At 52.5% G+C, this 16,939-nt stretch carries 12 protein-coding genes and 2 tRNA genes; 5 read left to right on the top strand and 9 right to left on the bottom strand.

The genetic code is table 11. From position 1 onward, the window contains the following. Nucleotides 1-211: 211 nt before the first annotated feature. The 6 genes from BN348_RS03990 to BN348_RS04015 all read right to left on the bottom strand — a co-directional run bounded on the left by BN348_RS03990 (nucleotide 212) and on the right by BN348_RS04015 (nucleotide 8,095). Nucleotides 212-988: a GNAT family N-acetyltransferase gene (locus tag BN348_RS03990; RefSeq protein ID WP_040196420.1), complete on the bottom strand. Its 777-nt coding sequence runs from the start codon at nucleotides 986-988 to the stop codon at nucleotides 212-214. Between the two features lie 293 nt (nucleotides 989-1,281). Continuing rightward, a complete protein-coding gene (locus BN348_RS03995) occupies nucleotides 1,282-1,722 on the bottom strand; it encodes an acetolactate synthase (protein WP_040196369.1) in 441 nt (146 codons plus the stop codon). A gap of 20 nt (nucleotides 1,723-1,742) precedes the next feature. Then, entirely contained in the window at nucleotides 1,743-3,044 is a 1,302-nt protein-coding gene (locus tag BN348_RS04000) for a phenylacetate--CoA ligase family protein (RefSeq protein ID WP_040196371.1), read from the bottom strand. 454 nt (nucleotides 3,045-3,498) lie between these two features. Continuing rightward, entirely contained in the window at nucleotides 3,499-4,404 is a 906-nt protein-coding gene (locus BN348_RS04005) for a CAP domain-containing protein (protein ID WP_040196372.1), read from the bottom strand. Nucleotides 4,405-4,773: 369 nt separating this feature from the next. Next, nucleotides 4,774-6,576, bottom strand: coding sequence for a sensor histidine kinase (locus tag BN348_RS04010; RefSeq protein ID WP_040196373.1), 1,803 nt, complete (start codon nucleotides 6,574-6,576; stop codon nucleotides 4,774-4,776). Further along, the gene (locus BN348_RS04015) at nucleotides 6,557-8,095 is read right to left on the bottom strand and encodes a response regulator transcription factor (protein ID WP_040196374.1); all 1,539 of its coding nucleotides are present in this window, start codon (nucleotides 8,093-8,095) and stop codon (nucleotides 6,557-6,559) included. Before BN348_RS04015 ends, BN348_RS04010 begins: the two co-directional genes overlap by 20 nt. Nucleotides 8,096-8,344: 249 nt before the next feature. On the opposite strand from BN348_RS04015, the gene BN348_RS04020 reads away from it, so the two are divergent. Further along, on the top strand, nucleotides 8,345-11,059 hold the full coding sequence (locus tag BN348_RS04020) for an alpha/beta hydrolase-fold protein (RefSeq protein WP_040196375.1): 2,715 nt from the start codon (nucleotides 8,345-8,347) through the stop codon (nucleotides 11,057-11,059). A 267-nt stretch (nucleotides 11,060-11,326) separates the two neighbouring features. On the opposite strand, the gene BN348_RS04025 is transcribed toward BN348_RS04020, so the two are convergent. Further along, nucleotides 11,327-11,746 carry a hypothetical protein gene (locus BN348_RS04025; RefSeq protein WP_156136406.1) on the bottom strand — a complete coding sequence of 140 codons (420 nt, stop codon included), beginning with the start codon at nucleotides 11,744-11,746 and terminating at the stop codon, nucleotides 11,327-11,329. A gap of 304 nt (nucleotides 11,747-12,050) precedes the next feature. On the opposite strand from BN348_RS04025, the gene BN348_RS12975 reads away from it, so the two are divergent. Continuing rightward, entirely contained in the window at nucleotides 12,051-12,452 is a 402-nt protein-coding gene (locus BN348_RS12975; RefSeq protein ID WP_052446694.1) for a helix-turn-helix domain-containing protein, read from the top strand. A 147-nt stretch (nucleotides 12,453-12,599) separates the two neighbouring features. Here BN348_RS12975 and BN348_RS04035 read toward each other — a convergent pair. Continuing rightward, nucleotides 12,600-12,693: transfer RNA gene (locus BN348_RS04035), tRNA-Ser, on the bottom strand. A 16-nt stretch (nucleotides 12,694-12,709) separates the two neighbouring features. Then, nucleotides 12,710-12,796: transfer RNA gene (locus BN348_RS04040), tRNA-Ser, on the bottom strand. Between the two features lie 349 nt (nucleotides 12,797-13,145). Here BN348_RS04040 and hrcA point away from each other — a divergent pair. The 3 genes from hrcA (at nucleotide 13,146) to dnaK (ending at nucleotide 16,805) form a co-directional block, all read left to right on the top strand. Further along, the gene (hrcA, locus tag BN348_RS04045) at nucleotides 13,146-14,189 is read left to right on the top strand and encodes a heat-inducible transcriptional repressor HrcA (protein ID WP_040196379.1); all 1,044 of its coding nucleotides are present in this window, start codon (nucleotides 13,146-13,148) and stop codon (nucleotides 14,187-14,189) included. A 74-nt stretch (nucleotides 14,190-14,263) separates the two neighbouring features. Beyond that, nucleotides 14,264-14,824, top strand: a complete 561-nt coding sequence (gene grpE, locus BN348_RS04050; protein WP_052446695.1) for a nucleotide exchange factor GrpE — start codon at nucleotides 14,264-14,266, stop codon at nucleotides 14,822-14,824. 136 nt (nucleotides 14,825-14,960) lie between these two features. After that, a complete protein-coding gene (gene dnaK / locus BN348_RS04055; RefSeq protein ID WP_040196383.1) occupies nucleotides 14,961-16,805 on the top strand; it encodes a molecular chaperone DnaK in 1,845 nt (614 codons plus the stop codon). Nucleotides 16,806-16,939: the final 134 nt, after the last annotated feature.

Here is a 16,939-nt window from a genome sequence, read left to right on the forward strand (position 1 = left end):
ACAATCAAGCGGTTACCGGCAGCATCAGAGCCGTTCACGTGTAAACGGCTGACCGATAAGCGGCATTCACTATAGTGAACCTATCAAAAGCAACGACAGGGATTTCGATGGAAAAAAGAGAGAAGGATCATGAGACAGATTATATTTTTAAAAACAAAGCGCCGGTTTCATAAAACAGGGCAGGATATCCGACTCGATATCCTGCCTTTTGCTATTCCCGATTTGGATTGGAGACGGCATAAGCGCGGTAAGGCTTATCCAGTACATAGCCGAGCTTTTGCGCGAGCGCGACCGAATCCATGTTGGCGGCGTCCCAGCTGGGATAGATGCCGCGGCTCAGGCACGTCAGAATCAACCGGCTGGCGCAGGCAAGCGCAAGCCCTTTGCGCCGGTGTGCCTCGTGGGTGTCGATCTCAATCTCGATGCCGCCGTTGTAGTAGGTGTAAGAGGATGCGCCGCTGACGACTTGATTCTCATGCAGTACAGCAAATCCCAGCCCGTTTCGGCGGTAATGATCATAATCCGGAAACTGTGCGCACAGGTCTTTCGCCCAATCCTGACGCCGAATCTGATCGTACAGCAGCCGGTCAATCTGCTGTATGCGGTATCCGGTCGGCAGTGCCGCAGCGTACTGTTCGAGCCGCGCACAGTTGAAGCAGCAGCCGTCCTTCTGAAAGGCATAGCGGGTGAAGGCTTCGCAGTCCGGATAGATGTGCTCAATCGGCCTGTTCCAGCCGTCATGGCCTGGGATCATCAGGATGCAGGGAGAAGAAAAGCCTTCTGGGATATGCCGGATGAAGGTGGTATCCGGCCGGCCCGCAAAGAAACAAAAATCTCCGACCACAATCTGCGCGGACTGCGGCGCTTCGAGGTCGTCCGTCCAAGCTGATCCCATCAGCCCCTGCAGACAGGAATCGATCATCGTTTCTTTCCATCCCTCAAACAGGGGCGCGATACGGTGCATGTCTTCCGGTTTCACAATGTGCATAGCAATGGTTTCCTTTCCGTCTTCTTTCAAATATGTATCCTTATTTGTCGTAGAAATGAAATGCGCATAGTGACTGTAAAAGCATGGTGTACTCTGATTTCTCTTTTTTCCTATCGATTAATTGAAATTCAAACCGATATAGTGTGTGCCGATAGTCGGCCAAAACAGAGTTTTTCATTATCATGGATGTAAAGAAGATAAAAGCATCCCGGGGCGGGGGATGCCTGTCCGCTCTGCAGATACAAAAAGGCCGGGGAATGCGTTTGTCATTTCCCGGCCTGATATCTTTTTCTTTAGTCCGCAAACAGATCGGACAGATTGTCCTGGCAGATCAGCTTGACGCCGTTCTTCGAAAGAACTTCGATCGCCCTTTCGTTATCCGCCACGCGCAGGATCATATATGCACGGTCCGCTTTGCGGATCGTGAAGGCGTAGGTGTATTCCAGATTGACATCGTTTTCGCCGAGCATTTCCAGCATATGGACCAGGCTGCCGGGCTTGTCGGGTATCTCCACCGCCAGAACCTTGGTGATCGAGAAGACATAACCGGCGTCCTTAAGCACACAGGCGGTTTTGTAGGAATCATCCACAATGATGCGCAGGATGCCGAAATCCTCCGCATCCGCCAGCGACAGCGCGCACATGTTGATCTGGTTCTTTTCCAGAAGTTTGGTGAATTCCGCAAGCTGGCCGGGTTTGTTCTCTAAAAAAACCGAGATTTGTTTCGCAGTCATAGCATTCACGCCTCCTTTTATCAATACAGTTTGCGTTTATCGACGACGCGGACGGCTTTGCCCTCGCTGCGCGCGATGCTCTTCGGCGCGACGAGCTTGACAACGACATAGATGCCCAGCATGGCCTTCATCGCGTCGACCAGTTCCTTTTCCTTGGCGGATACGCGGGAAAGCTCATCCGAGAACATCTCCGGCGTCATCTCGACAAGGACCTCGATCTTATCGCTGTTGTTCTCACGGCTGACAATGATCTGATAGTTGGCCGGATAGCCCTTGTTCATCAGCACGGTTTCGATCTGGGATGGGAAGACGTTGACGCCCTTGACGATCAGCATGTCGTCCGAACGTCCCATCGGTTTGGACATCTTGACATGGGTGCGGCCGCAGGAGCACGGTTCACGGTTCAGCACGCAGATGTCCCGGGTACGGTAGCGCAGAAGCGGGAAGGCCTCTTTGGTGATGCTGGTGAAGACCAGCTCGCCCTTTTCGCCGTCCGGGAGCACCTCGCCGGTATTCGGGTCGATGATCTCCGCGATGAAGTGGTCCTCGTTGATGTGCATACCGGTCTGGTCGCTGCATTCGAACGAGACGCCCGGGCCGGAAATCTCTGTCAGCCCATAGATATCATATGCTTTGATGCCCAGCTTATTCTGGATATCCTGCCGCATCTCCTCGCTCCAGGCTTCCGCGCCGAAGATGCCGGCCTTCAGCTTGATCTGATCCTGCATGCCGCGTTCATGGATGCTTTCCGCCAGGTATGCGGCATAGGAAGGCGTGCAGCAGAGAATGGTGGAACCGAGGTCGCACATAAACTGGATCTGGCGTTCGGTGTTGCCGGAGGACATCGGCAGGGTCAGGGAGCCGACCTTGTGCGAACCGCCGTTGAGTCCCGGTCCGCCGGTAAAGAGGCCGTAGCCGTAGCTGACATGAACGACGTCGTCCTTGGTGCCTCCCGCCGCCATGATGGCGCGCGCGCAGCAGTCGTCCCACAGGTCGATGTCGTGCTGTGTATAGAATGCAACCACCCGGCGGCCGGTTGTTCCGCTGGTGGACTGGATGCGTACGCAGTCGCTGAGCGGCATGGCCAGCAGGCCGTAGGGATAGGCGTTTCTCAAATCATCCTTGGTCAGGAAGGGGAGCTTGTGCAGATCGTCCACCGACCGGATGTCATCCGGCGAAACCCCTTTCTGATCCATCATTTCGCGGTAATAAGGCACATTTTTGTAGACGTGCCGGACCGTATTGACAAGACGTTCATCCTGCCAGGCCCGGATTTGTTCCCGGGATGCGCATTCGATCTCGGGCTGATAATAATTCGGCATGGATTTCATTCCTTTCATTGCTCTTCTCCGGCGGGGACCGGTTTCATCAAATTCTTTCAAAATTTTATCTCATTCAACCAGAAATATTATAGCATTTTTGAATAAAAAGCACAACAAGAAAAAAGAATTTTGACTGAAGATGTACAGCTTTTCATGCCTTTTTGTTGTCATCCGGGCTGTGACGGGATATCATAGTGGTTGCGTCTGAGCTGACAGGGGAGCTGAAATGATAGACTGGAGAAACATGCAAAAACACCTGTCCGGCAAGCAGACAGGTGTTTTCTTGATTCTTTTGCGGAGTCCATGCAAGCCAGCGGATAACCATCGATTGATAGGGTAAAGACGACAATCCGTTGATTGAGCATGGGCGGCCATCAATTGACTGGGCAAAGATGACCATCAACCGACCGAACAAAGATGACGATCCATCGCCCGGGTAAGAACGCGGCTTATATTAGCCGATAAACAGCTGCGTCCAGTAGTTTGTGCCGGAAGCGCTGCGGTAATAGCCGACGCCGATGGATGTGAAGTTCGGGCTCATGATGTTGGCACGATGCCCGGGGCTGTTCATCCAGCCTTGCATGACCTGCTCCGGCGTTTTCTGGCCCCAGGCGATGTTTTCGCCGGAGCTTCTGTATCGGGCGCCCTGCTCGGTCAGGGCCGTGCTGAAGCTGCTGCCATTGGGACGGGTGTGGGAGAAGCTGCCCTCAATCTCTTTGGCCCGTACCAGTGCTGCCGCGGCGGCTGGCTGGCTGATGGAAAGGGCGCTGAGTCCCTCTTTGGCCCGCTCTTTGTTTACAAGATTCACCACCTGCTGCGCGTAGGACAGGCTGCCGTTATCTGTTTCCGGTGCTTGCGGCTTGGAACTGGATGGCTTTGAGGACTCCGGAATCGATACGCTTGGGCGTGAAGAATTCGAGCTGTTGGAACCCGACGAAGGCCCTGACGGCTTGGAGGTCTGCGGTTTGGATGCCGACGGCTGGGAATTCTGCGGCTTCGAAGCTGACGGCGGGGATGCCTGAGGCCGCGAAGAGGTCTGTGGGGCGTCAGAAGAAGACACGGCCTGTTTCTGCTGCTCGCCGGTCCGTTTGCCGGCACCCGCCGGTGTGCTCGCTGCGGAGCTGTCCGCGGAGTTGGAGCCTGTCGTTTCCTCTTCGGCGGATGCATCGGAGACGGCTTCTGTATCGCTTGTGTCTTCAGAAGCGGAACGCGTGCCGCTGGCCGAGCTCCTGTCCGAAGAACTGCTGTTTTCTGATGTTTTGTAAATGCTGTCCTGTCTGGATTTTTCTATGTCTAAAGGGATTATAACGGTAGCCGACATGGCGATGACTGCTATCAAAGATAACAAAATTCGTTTCATAATCTCTTCCTCCTGTTTTAAATTCTATAAAATAACATTTTTCTCAACAAAATCATATTAACATAGATTTTTGAAAAATGGAACCGGTAAATCCTGTAAGGACACGTGCGGGCCGCGTGTCGTGGCTGGAACAGGTTTTCTCATCTGCGTATGTTTCCGGTTCAAAGCGAAGCAGGCGGCAAAGATATTTCGGGGGTTGGAACAGGCCGATGGCTTTGCGGCGAATGCATACGTGACGGCAAAAGCTTTGGCAATTGAGAGGACAAAAAGCGGGCGGCAGTTCATGGTGAACTGCCGCCCGCATCGGGCAGGAAGAATGATAATGTACCGACGGAAAGAGTTTATAAAGCCGATTCTATGCTGCCGGTTCTATGTTGCTGATTTGTCCGGGTCAACCGGCAGCATCAGCGTGATGACGGTTCCTTTTCCTTTTTCACTCTGAACCATCCATTGACATCGGTCTTGATACAGATAAGAGAGCCGCATGCGGATATTATAGATGCCGATATGCTCGGACTCAGATTCTACAATGGACTGCAGGTCCCGGTAAAAATAGGTTTCAATCTGGCTGTCATCCATGCCGACGCCGTTGTCGGCAATGGAAATCCGAAGACGGTCTTCCTGCCTTTGCACGGAGATTCTGATCATGCCGTCCAGAATTTCTCTGGTATCGGCGTCTTTATGGGGAAGCAAGCCGTGCTTGATGCAGTTTTCCACCAGCGGCTGCAGGATATTTTTTGGAATCTGAAGGGCCAGATCATCGTCGCAGACCTCAAACGTGTAGTCGATGTTGTTGTGGCACAGATAGGACTGGATGATCATGTACTGGTCCAGAACCTCCCGTTCGACCGCAAGACTGTCGAAGGTTTTGCAGTTTTTGGTGGTCAGCCGGTCCTTCAGTGTGCCGATCAGGGCCTTGTTTACGCTGACGATTTCACTGCATTTCTGCCTGCGCGCCAGGATTGTGATGACGTTCAGCGTGTTGTAGATGAAGTGGGGATCGATCGCGGAGACCAGCAGGCTGTACTGCATCTGCTGTTCCTTGCGTTCGCTCTCCACCTTGTGATCGATATCCTGCTTGATGGTGCCAAGCATCATGTTGAAGGTCTGTGCGAGATTCCCGATTTCATCCTCTTTAGGGTCCTTGAGAGTGACGTCATAATCGCCCTGTTTGACACAGTCCATCTTCTGGTTGAGCTTCGTCAGCCGGCGGAGCGATCCCCTGGACGCGAGCAGGATGGTCACCAGCAGCGTCAGGATGATCACATAGATGATCAGCTGTATCAGAAAGAAAATCTGCTGATACGGCGCCAGCAGTGTTTTTTTATCCGCATGCACGACGACCCGGAAGTCCTCTTCCTGATAGGAGCACAGCGTCATGAAGTCCATGCCCTCCCCGGTATCCTGCACCATGGTCTGATACTGGACGCCTTGATACATCCAATCCGGATATCTGTCAAGCTTGATATGGGTGTCCGGATTCTGATAAAGCACCCGGTCCTGCTGGAGAAGCATATAATCATGGATGCCGATGTCCTCAAGCTCCCGGAACTGCGTCTGGATGCAGGAAAAATCGAGCATATGGATGATATAGCCGTCCAGTTCGTCCATCCTGATGGGGATCGTAAAGCAGATGATACTGGGAATCTCCCGGCTGTCGGAGTAGATGACCGGGGAATAAGTGTAGCTCATATCGGGGGACAGCGTGTGAATCCAATCGGACTCCAGCACAATGGACGCGATCTTTCGTGATTCCGGCTGGTAAAAAGTATCCCCGCCGTTGATGTAGATCATCGAATAGGTGGTGACGGAGATGGCCCCCTCCCCGCGGATTTGATACCCGCCGACGCCGACCTTCTGGACCGGCACCTTGGATAGAATCTTCTCCTTCAATGCGTCATCCTGCTCGCCCTGTTCGTAGGTCAGCAGCCATTCCTTGAGCTCGTCGTCGTCATGCCCGGTGAACGCGACGCGGTTCAACCGCCAGATGACGCTCTGCCGGATGGTATTGGCATTGATCAGACTTGAGACGTAGCTGGAGATATGCGGCTTCATGATGCTGTACAGAATATCCGGCAGGAAGAGGCTGATCAGCAGGATGAACGCAAGGCCGATGGAGACGATCAGCAGGATGCCTTTCTGTGCCAACGAATTAATGCCCGGTCTTTTCATGGTTCTGCCTCCTGTACGCCTGCGGCGAGATGTCAAAGGTCTTCCGAAATACCTTTGAAAAGTAGGACAGGGAATTGTAGCCGGCCATTGTGCAGATTTCTGAGATGGAATATTCGTTCTGCTCCAGCAGCTTTCGGGCATGCTCCATACGGGTTTTTACAATCATCTTCCAGACCGTTTGTCCGGTTTCCTTTTTGAAGATGGTGTTGAGCCCGCTCACGCTGACGTGCAGCTGGGATGCGAGTTCGTCCACGTTCAGGTTGACGTCCATATACCGCCTGCTGATCACGTCGATGGTTTCGCTGACAATTTCGGAATAGCGGGATTTTGTGTCGGGGAGGATCCGCAGGAGACGGGCATACTGCTGTTTGACCCATTGATAGATCGAATACGCATCGCACCAGAAGGCCGGCGCGCTTGGATCTGTGACGGAAAATATCTGTCCGGAACCGACGTCGATGATGCGCTGGTGGTACTGCAGAAGATCGGTCAGGAACAGCTCCGTAATCCGGCAGAAGCTGGGATAGTGTTTCAGCTGGATTGCTTTGGAATACCATTCGTCCACCAGATGGACCGACGGCCTTTCACGCTGCGCAAGCGTCTTCTGCAGGCCGCCGGTATCCTGCAGGAACGCGGAATCGTCGCCGCGGTTCTGCAGGTAGCCGCTGTCAATGACGGAGGACACCGGATAGAAATAAAGCTGGGAGAGCTGTTCAGAGAGCGAGAGATACCGCTGCATACATTCCCCGGACGACAGGGACTGCCCCAGGATCACCGCGGAAAAGCTTGCCTGCAGCATGTCCTCCAGCCTGTCCCGGAGCTGATAGCCCATCTGCAGCGTTTCCTCTCTGGTGCGGGCCAGCACCAGATACTGATACGGCGCGGTTTTGATGACGGCGGAGACATCTGGGAAGTCCTGATAGCAGGTCTGCTTCAGCAGCGCCTCCGATATCAAAGGCGTGCTGTCCGGCAGATGCCGGGCCATCGCCTCAAGGATGTGATTCTGTTCTATATAATAGAAATCGTACCGGTGCTTCAGAACCGGATAGTATTTCGGTTTGACGGTCTGCTGCCCGTGGACATATTCCTGATAGAGATTCAGCAGCTCATCCTCGGAGAGGATTTTTTTCTGTTGGCCCTGTTTTTCCAGATGCTCCTTGACAGCGAAAAGCTTTTTGAGCAGGGTATCCGGTTCCGTCTCATGCTTCAGCAGATAGTCGAATACCTTCAGCTTCAAGGCGGCCTGTGCGTATTTGAATTCGCTGTAGCTGGACAGGAAGATGACGACTGTGTCCGGTGCGGCCGCGTTGATCTTCTCCGTCAGCTCGATCCCCGACAGGACCGGCATCTGGATGTCGGTGATGACCAGCTGCGGATGGTGCTTCTGAAAGTCCATCCAGGCGTTTTCCCCATCGACGGCGGTCGATACAAGCTGGAATCCATACCTTTCCCAGTCGATCATCTCGGCAAAATAATCTAAAGAAGACTTGTTGTCGTCGGCTAGCAGAACGCGAATCATAAAAACTCTCCTTCTATTGAAACAATGATGGTTGTAAGATACGACAAATGGTGAGATAAATTACAAATATGGTGTTCTAATTTTACAATTTTGCAGGATTTGTTCAATGGGTGGTCGATTTCGACAACGTATCGTTTTATTTCATATTGTACAATTTTTTGAGTTGATATATTATTAATTATACCATCATACACAAAAAAATCAAACGTTGTAGGCTGGTTTTTAAAAAAAGTTTAAGGAGGATTTTTAATGAGAAACAATGGTAAAAAGCTGCTGTCTGTTCTGCTTGCTGTCCTGATGCTGCTGAGCATCGTTCCAAGCTTCGCATTGGCGGACGGCCGTACAGATTACACCGAGGGCGTCACGGTCAAGAAGGACGCGGATTCCCCGACCGGCTATACCGCGACCTTCGTGTACAAGAACGCGGACGCGAAGGATGTCAAAATCTTCAGCGATCTCTTCGGCTTCTATCGGGAGGAGAACGGCACCTATGTGAAATACAGCCCGCATGAGTGGGAAAGGGACATGTTCCCGATGAACCTGGACGAAGCGGGTTATACCGAAGGCATGAAAAACGTCGGAAATGGTACCTGGGTGCTGACGATGCCGCTGCCAAGCGGCGGATTCTCCTACCGCTATGTCGTGGACGGGATTCATATGACCGACCCGGCGAACAAACCGCTTACCAATACCATCACCGGTAAGGAAGCAAACTTCAGCATGGTGTACCTGCCGTTCGATTCGTCGAAGCAGGATATCGACCGTTCGATCGAGCTGCCTCGGAAGGGGCAGAACGGAACCGTTGTATTCGATTCATACAAGGAAGACGAGCATGACCGTCCGCTGGCGATCTACCTGCCTTACGGCTATGATGAGAACCGTGCTCAGCCGTATAAGGTGATCTATATCGCCCACGGAAGCGGCGGAAACGAGCTGGACTGGATGAACGACGGATGCGTGCCGAACATCATGGACAACCTGGTGGCGGAAAACAAAGCCGAACCGGCGGTTGTCGTCTCGATGGATTACAGCGAGGTGAAGGATTCTGTACAGAATCAGATGGAAAACATCATGCCGTATATCAACGCGAACTATAACGTCTCCAAAGAGGTTGCGGACACCGCCTACTGCGGACTTTCCGCGGGAGGAACGCTGGCAGGGGAGATCTATCTTGCGCATCCGAAAGCGTTTGGATATTTCGGCATCTGGAGCTCCGCCCGCGTCGCGTCGATGGATCTGGAAGGCATCGACGGCCTGGATGAGCCGACCATCATGCTGGGAATGGGCGCGCAGGACAGAAGGCTTGGCAGCATGAACACCTTTGCGGAGAAGCTGACCGCGAAGGGCATCGATTATTCTTACGATGTCCGCAGCGGCGCGCATGACTGGGAATTCTGGCCGCAGATGTTCACCGCCTTTGCCAAAAATGTCCTGTGGAAGGACAACGCCGGTTACACCGAAGGCGTGACCGTCAAGGAAGACGCAGGTTCCCCAACCGGCTATACCGCGACCTTCGTATACAAAAACACGGACGCGAAGGATGTCAAAATCTTCAGCGATCTCTTCGGCTTCTACCGCGAGGAGAACGGTGTATATGTGAAATACAGCCCGTATGAATGGGAAAAAGATATGTTCCCGATGAATCTGGACGAAAAGGGCTACACCGAGGATATGATCAACGTTGGAGACGGAACCTGGGTACTGACGATGCCGCTGCCAAGCGGCGGATTCTCCTACCGCTATATCGTGGACGGCGTCAGCACAACCGACCCGGCAAACAAGCCGCTTGTCAACACCATCACCGGCAGGGAAGCGAATTTCAGCATGGTGTACCTGCCGTTTGACTCATCCAAACAGGATGTCGACCGCTCGGTCGAGCTGCCGCGGAACGGACAGAACGGAACCGTTGTATTCGATTCCTACAAGGAAGGAGAAAACGACCGGGAACTGGCCGTCTATCTGCCTTACGGCTATGATGAGAACCGTGCTCAGCCGTATAAAGTGATCTACATCTCCCACGGCAGCGGCGGAAGCGAGCTGGACTGGATGAACGACGGATGCCTGCCAAACATCATGGATAACCTGGTGGCGGAAGGCAAGACCGAACCGGCCGTTGTCGTCGCCATGAACAACAGCGAGGTTGCCGACTCCACCCAAAACCAGATGGATAACATCAAGCCGTATATTGAGAAGCATTACAATGTCTCAAACAATGTCGACGAGATGGCCTACTGCGGCCTGTCCCTGGGCGGCACCATGACGGCAAGGCTGTACCTGGCGCATCCGGCGGCATACGGATACTTCGGCATCTGGAGCTCGGCGCAGGTGGCGTCGATGGACCTGGAGGGCATTGAGGGCCTGAACGTGCCGACGGTCATGCTTGGCATGGGCGCACAGGACCGAAGGCTTAAGAGCATGAACGCCTTTGCGGAGAAGCTGACCGCGAAGGGCGTCCAGTATTCCTATGACGTCCGAAACGGCGCGCATGACTGGGAATTCTGGCCGCAGATGTTCACCGCCTTTGCCGAAAACGTCCTCTGGACGTCCGATGCATCCGCATGGAGAAGCAGTCTGCGCGATCTTTACAATGAATACAGGGAGCTTGAGAAGGGCAGCTATACAAACGAAAGCTGGCAGGTATTCCAGAATGCGCTGGAGGCTGCGGGTATGGTCCTTGACAATACGCAGGCGAGCGCCGAACAGCTCAAAGCTGCGTATGATGAGTTGAAAGCGGCGTTCGGCGCGCTGGAAGAAACAGATGCTTCCAGCAGGCCGGGTGACAGCAGCAGTTCCGGCGCATCCGGCGGCGGTTCACAAACCGGCTCGCAGAGCGGAAGCTCCCAGAGCGCGGGCGGAAACGCGAATACCGGAGATGTTTTCCCGATGGTCGCGATTTCAGCGGTCATGCTGCTGGCATTTGTGGCAGCCCTCATTCTGGCAGGACGCAAAAAGCAGGAACTGTAAATATATGATGTGAAAGCACAAAAAGCCTGGAGGCGCCAATCGGCGCCTCCAGGCTTTCTTGTAGCTTTAGCGTAACAAAACCACCGGCTATGCCGGTGAGAATAAAAAGCTTAAGCTTTGAGGATAGAGCGAAGCGAATGACAACAATCATTTCGCTCAAAGTGAGAAGCAATAGAGATATAACTGCTTTAGCAGCTGCAGTGCATGTGATGCAAATGACAGTTTTTCTGTGTCTCTTTCCTTCTAGGGCCTGTGCATATCACCAGTTTAAGTGATGGTTTTGATTTCGTTGTTGTAGCCGTCTGTTTTGTCCTCTCTGTTCTTCATGCTTTCAGACTGAAAGCGGTCGATTATAAAAACATCGCCGAGTTTTGACGCCGATTCTCTCCCGTTGCTTAGCCATTTGAGACAATCACCGCAAAAATAAACTCGATTATCGTACAAAAACAATTCTACATGGGAGTTTTTCTCTTTCGTTTCTCCACACAGAGAACAAGACGGGCTAAAAGGCTCTAACATGATTCTGTCCTCAACAACAGAAACACAATAAACCCGCGAGGTTAATAAAAATTCAGGGACGATAATGCGGTTAAGTTCGTCCGGTAATAAAATGACCGCATCTTTCTCAAAAGCTTCTCCGCGAGTGTGGGGAACAAGAAGAATTTTCCCCCCCCTCACGTTCTGCAAAGAAGCCCTCGTTTTCAATGTTGCTTGTGAAGATTGTTGGTAAAGCAATCCGGTTTCGCTCGTCCACTTTGCGGATATATTTACCTGCAAGACGTTTGACGAATGACATTTATATTCCTCCCTTAAAGAAATAGCATTACAAGAGAAAATTATAATGTTATTAGTGTTAATCGTCAATGAAATATTTAGTTTTAAGGAATATTATAATGTTTTCACTTTCTTTTGTATAACTCTGTCCTACAGTATAATGATATTATCACAGTAAGAAAATTCCTTGATATTATTAGATGTGGGGCGGGTATGTATGAAGGCAATGAATGCCGCGAAACTTGGAGAGAGAATCAAGTTTTTTCGAAATAAGTCGGGGCTTACTCAAGCAAAACTCGGTGAGTTAATCCATAAGTCAACAAATCATATTACACAAATCGAACGCGGATTAAATTTACCGAGCGTTCCTATGCTGTACGATATTTCACAGGTTTTGCAAGTGCCGATTGATTGCTTTTTTCTTGACGATGAGAGAATGTATTTAGAATATTCGGCGGTTAAAATGTCGTGTATCCTTGATAAATTCAACAATGAGAAATTGGTTTCCTATGTTGAGATAGAACAGGCCATTCACGGTGTTATAGATGATGCGGACGAAACGCCGCAGTTGTGGGACAAGGGAAACGACGAAACAGCAGACACGAACAAAATAAAATAACAAAGAGCGGGCGAGATTGACTCGTCCGCTCTTTGCTTTCTATAAAAACAGCGTTATAAATGCGAAAAACCAGGGATACAATCCCTGGTTCATACGCAACCGAAAACGACTTTTATAATCAAAATGCCAGATTCGGGTTTTAGATATTGGCGGAGACGGAGAGACTCGAACTCTCGCGCCAGCTATTAACCGGCCTACTCCCTTAGCAGGGGAGCCTCGTCACCAACTTGAGTACGTCTCCATTTAAAGATGAGGTGTGGCGGAGAGGGTGGGATTCGAACCCACGGCTCTGACGAGTCACTGGTTTTCAAGACCAGCTCCTTAAACCGCTCGGACACCTCTCCGTGCTGCTTGTCGTAACGCATAATATAATACCATAGTTCTTTGGACATGTCAACACTTTTGATCAAAAAGTTTATTAGAATTTGGTCGGATTGGAAAACAAATATTTTTATGCAGGTGATATATTCCAGAAAAAACGTGAACACTATAAAATAGGAAATTGTACTGGAAGCTTCTGATAAAAAGACGGCGGGAAAGAATTTTGTAAAGAAACTATGAAATGCCTTGACAGTGCCACCTAAACGTGATAAATTCTATTTAGCACTCAAGGATATAGAGTGCTAAACCTGAAACGGAAACACGAAACAAGTTTGTATACAGCACGTATGGAATGTAAAAGAGGTGATGGCTGTGGAACTTGATGAAAGAAAACTGAAGATTCTGGCAGCTATTGTGGAAGCATACATCAATACGGGCGAACCGGTTGGCTCCAAGACGGTCTGCAGCATGCTGGATTTTCCGGTTTCCTCCGCGACGGTGCGCAACGAGATGGCGGCGCTCTCCGAGCTCGGCATCCTCGAACAGCCGCACACATCGTCCGGAAGGGTGCCGTCCTACCAGGGATACCGCATCTATATTGACCGGCTGATGGATATAAAGCCGCTGACCGAAACCGAAAAGAACGAAATCGACGCGCTGTTCAACGTCAAGGATCCCGATCCCGACAAGCTGCTGCAGGATGCCTGCGAAGCGCTGGCGCAGTTCACAAGCTGCGCGACCGTGACCACGACCCTGACGCCGCACGATGCGGTCATCAACCGCATCGAGATCATGAAGGCCGGCAGGACCACGGCGGTGGTGCTGGTTATGGCTTCAAACGGCGTGGTCAAAAGCAAGGTCTGCCGGGTTGGATTCCAGCTTTCTTACGATGTGCTGGACTTCTTCGTAAAGTTCGTCAATGACCGGTTTAAAAACCGGACGCTGGAAAATATCACGCTGGCCTTTATCGAAACGCTGCTCGTTTCGCTTGGGGAATACAGCGTTGTATTTTCTCCGCTGCTCGTGAGTATCTATGAGATATGCCGGGAAATTGAAGAGGGCAACTTCATCCTGGGCGGCCAGACCAATCTGCTGGCTTACCGGGAACTGAACGACCACGCGCACGAGCTGTTCACCTTCCTCAACAACCGCAAGATGCTGACCAGCCTGATTGACAGCAGCCTGAACGATATGGTAAAGGTGATTCTGGGCAAGGAGGCCGAACAGTATGAGCTGGAGGATTTGGGTGTGGTCGTTGCGAAGTACAAGATCGGCAGAATGGACGGCGGCGCCATCGGCGTCATCGGACCGGTGCGGATCGACTATTCCAGGCTGATCCCGCATCTGCGGTATTTTGCCGATACTCTGGGCAGGCTGCTGGCCGATACGATCGAGAGCCAGAACGACCAGCCGTAAATGTGCAGATTCTACATTTATGATAGATTACAACAGTCACCAATCCATCTAGGATCGAAAGGAGCATACCAGCTGTGGATGATAAGAAGAAAAAGCAGAAACATCAGGACCCGCCGAAGGAAAAGGCACAAGGTAACACCGAACAGGAAGCTTCCCCGCAGGAGCATGCGGAAGAGGCCGTTCAGGAGGAAAGCAGGGCTGAGGACATCGCGGCGCTCGAACAGCAGGTCGGCGATTTGAACGAAAAGCTGCTTCGGACGCTTGCGGAGTATGACAACTTCAGAAAGCGCACCCAGCGCGAGAAGTCGGCCATCTATCCGGAAGCGGTATCCAGCACGATTGAAGCGTTCCTGCCGGTTGTGGACAATTTTGAACGCGCCATGGCCTGTGAATGCTCCGATACCGAATTCCAGAAGGGCATGCAGATGGTCTTAAACGGCATCTATGAGGTCTTTGGAAAACTGGGCGTCGAGGAGATCGACTGCAGCGGACTGTTTGACCCGAATCTGCACCATGCCGTCGCCCATGTCGACGATGACAATATGGAAGAAAACCAGATTGTCGAGGTCTTCCAGAAGGGCTACCAGATGGGAGACAGGATCATTCGGTTCGCGATGGTAAAAGTGGCCAATTAGCACCCCGAATTTCCGGCTTCTAGCCGGAACCATACATTGCAGGAAAGCCGGAAGGGCTTTTATATAATGTATAGATAACAAGACAATATGCTCAAAATAAAATGAATGGTACACAATCAGAACTGGAGGTAATCTTATGGGAAAAATCATTGGTATAGACTTGGGAACCACAAACTCCTGCGTAGCCGTTATGGAAGGCGGCGAGGCGGTCGTCATCGCGAACGCTGAGGGCGCCAGAACCACCCCGTCGGTTGTCGGATTCACGAAGACCGGCGAACGTCTGGCCGGCCAGGTTGCAAAGCGTCAGGCGATCACCAATCCGGACCGGACCATCAGTTCGATCAAACGCCATATGGGTTCCGATTTTAAAACGACAATTGACGGCAAGAATTACACGCCGCAGGAAATCTCCGCGATGGTTCTGCAGAAGCTGAAAGCCGATGCGGAAGCTTACCTCGGCGAACCGGTCACCGAAGCGGTCATCACCGTACCGGCTTACTTCACCGACGCGCAGAGACAGGCAACCAAGGATGCCGGCAGGATCGCCGGACTCGACGTCAAGCGCATCATCAACGAGCCGACTGCCGCGGCGCTGGCATACGGCATGGATAAAGAGCACGAACAGAAGGTCATGGTATACGACCTCGGCGGCGGCACCTTCGACGTCTCAATCATCGAGATGGGCGACGGCGTGCAGGAGGTTCTCGCAACCGCCGGAAACAACCGTCTGGGCGGCGACGATTTTGACCAGAGGGTCATCGACTATCTGGCAAGCGAATTCCAGAAGGAATCCGGCGTCGATCTCAGGGGCGATAAGATGGCGATGCAGCGTCTGAAAGAGGCTGCGGAAAAAGCGAAAATTGAGCTTTCGGGCGTGACACAGGCGAACATCAACCTGCCGTTCATCACGGCGGATGCGACCGGCCCGAAGCATCTCGATATGACCCTGACCCGCGCGAAATTCAACGAGCTGACCGCGGACCTCGTCGAAGCGACCATGGGCCCGATGCGCCAGGCGCTCTCCGATGCGGGACTGACTCCGAACGACCTGCACAAGGTGCTGCTGGTCGGCGGCTCCACGAGAATCCCGGCTGTACAGGACGCGGTCAAGAGCTACACCGGCAAGGAACCGTTCAAGGGCATCAACCCGGATGAATGCGTCGCGGTCGGCGCGGCGATTCAGGGCGGCGTGCTCGGCGGCGATGTCAAGGGCATCCTGCTGCTCGACGTCACCCCGTTGTCCCTCGGCATCGAAACCTTCGGCGGCGTCTTCACCAAGATCATCGAGCGCAACACCACCATACCAACCAAAAAATCCCAGGTCTTCTCGACCGCTGCCGACAACCAGACCTCGGTTGAGGTCCACGTCCTGCAGGGCGAGCGCGAGATGTCCAAGGACAACAAGACGCTCGGCATGTTCCATCTCGACGGCATCCTGCCGGCGCCGAGGGGCGTTCCGCAGATCGAGGTCACCTTTGACATCGACGCAAACGGCATCGTGCACGTCTCAGCTAAGGACAACGGCACCGGCAAGGAGCAGAACATCACGATCACCTCTTCGACCAACATGTCCAAGGACGACATTGAAAAGGCCGTCAAGGAAGCGGAGCAGTTTGCCGAGGAAGACAAGAAACGCCGCGAGGAGATCGACACCCGCAACGGCGCGGACCAGATGGTCTATCAGTGTGAGAAGGCCATCACCGACCTCGGCGACAAGCTCGACGCGGGCGACAAGTCCGAGCTGCAGACCAAGATCGACGCGCTGAAGGAAGCGCTCAAGGGTACGAACATCGACGACATCAAGGCAAAACAGGAGGACCTTCAGAAGAAATTCTACGAAGTCTCCACGAAGGCCTATCAGGCGGCAGGCGCTGCCGGACAGAATGCCGACGACATCAACGTGACCCCGCCGGACGACGGCGTTGTGGATGCCGACTACAAGGATGTTGACGACGACAAGGACATCAATGACAAAAAATAATCTTCTGAAAAGTAGATAGAGTTCCTCAGGGGCTACGAGCATGAATGCCGCCGAAACGGCGGATGAACCGGAGAGGCGGGAGGTCACGGCTTCCCGCCTTTTCTGAAAAACATTCACGCTTTGGCCCTTTGAGT

Source organism: Candidatus Soleaferrea massiliensis AP7 (assembly GCF_000820765.1).
Taxonomy (GTDB): domain Bacteria; phylum Bacillota; class Clostridia; order Oscillospirales; family Ruminococcaceae; genus Soleaferrea; species Soleaferrea massiliensis.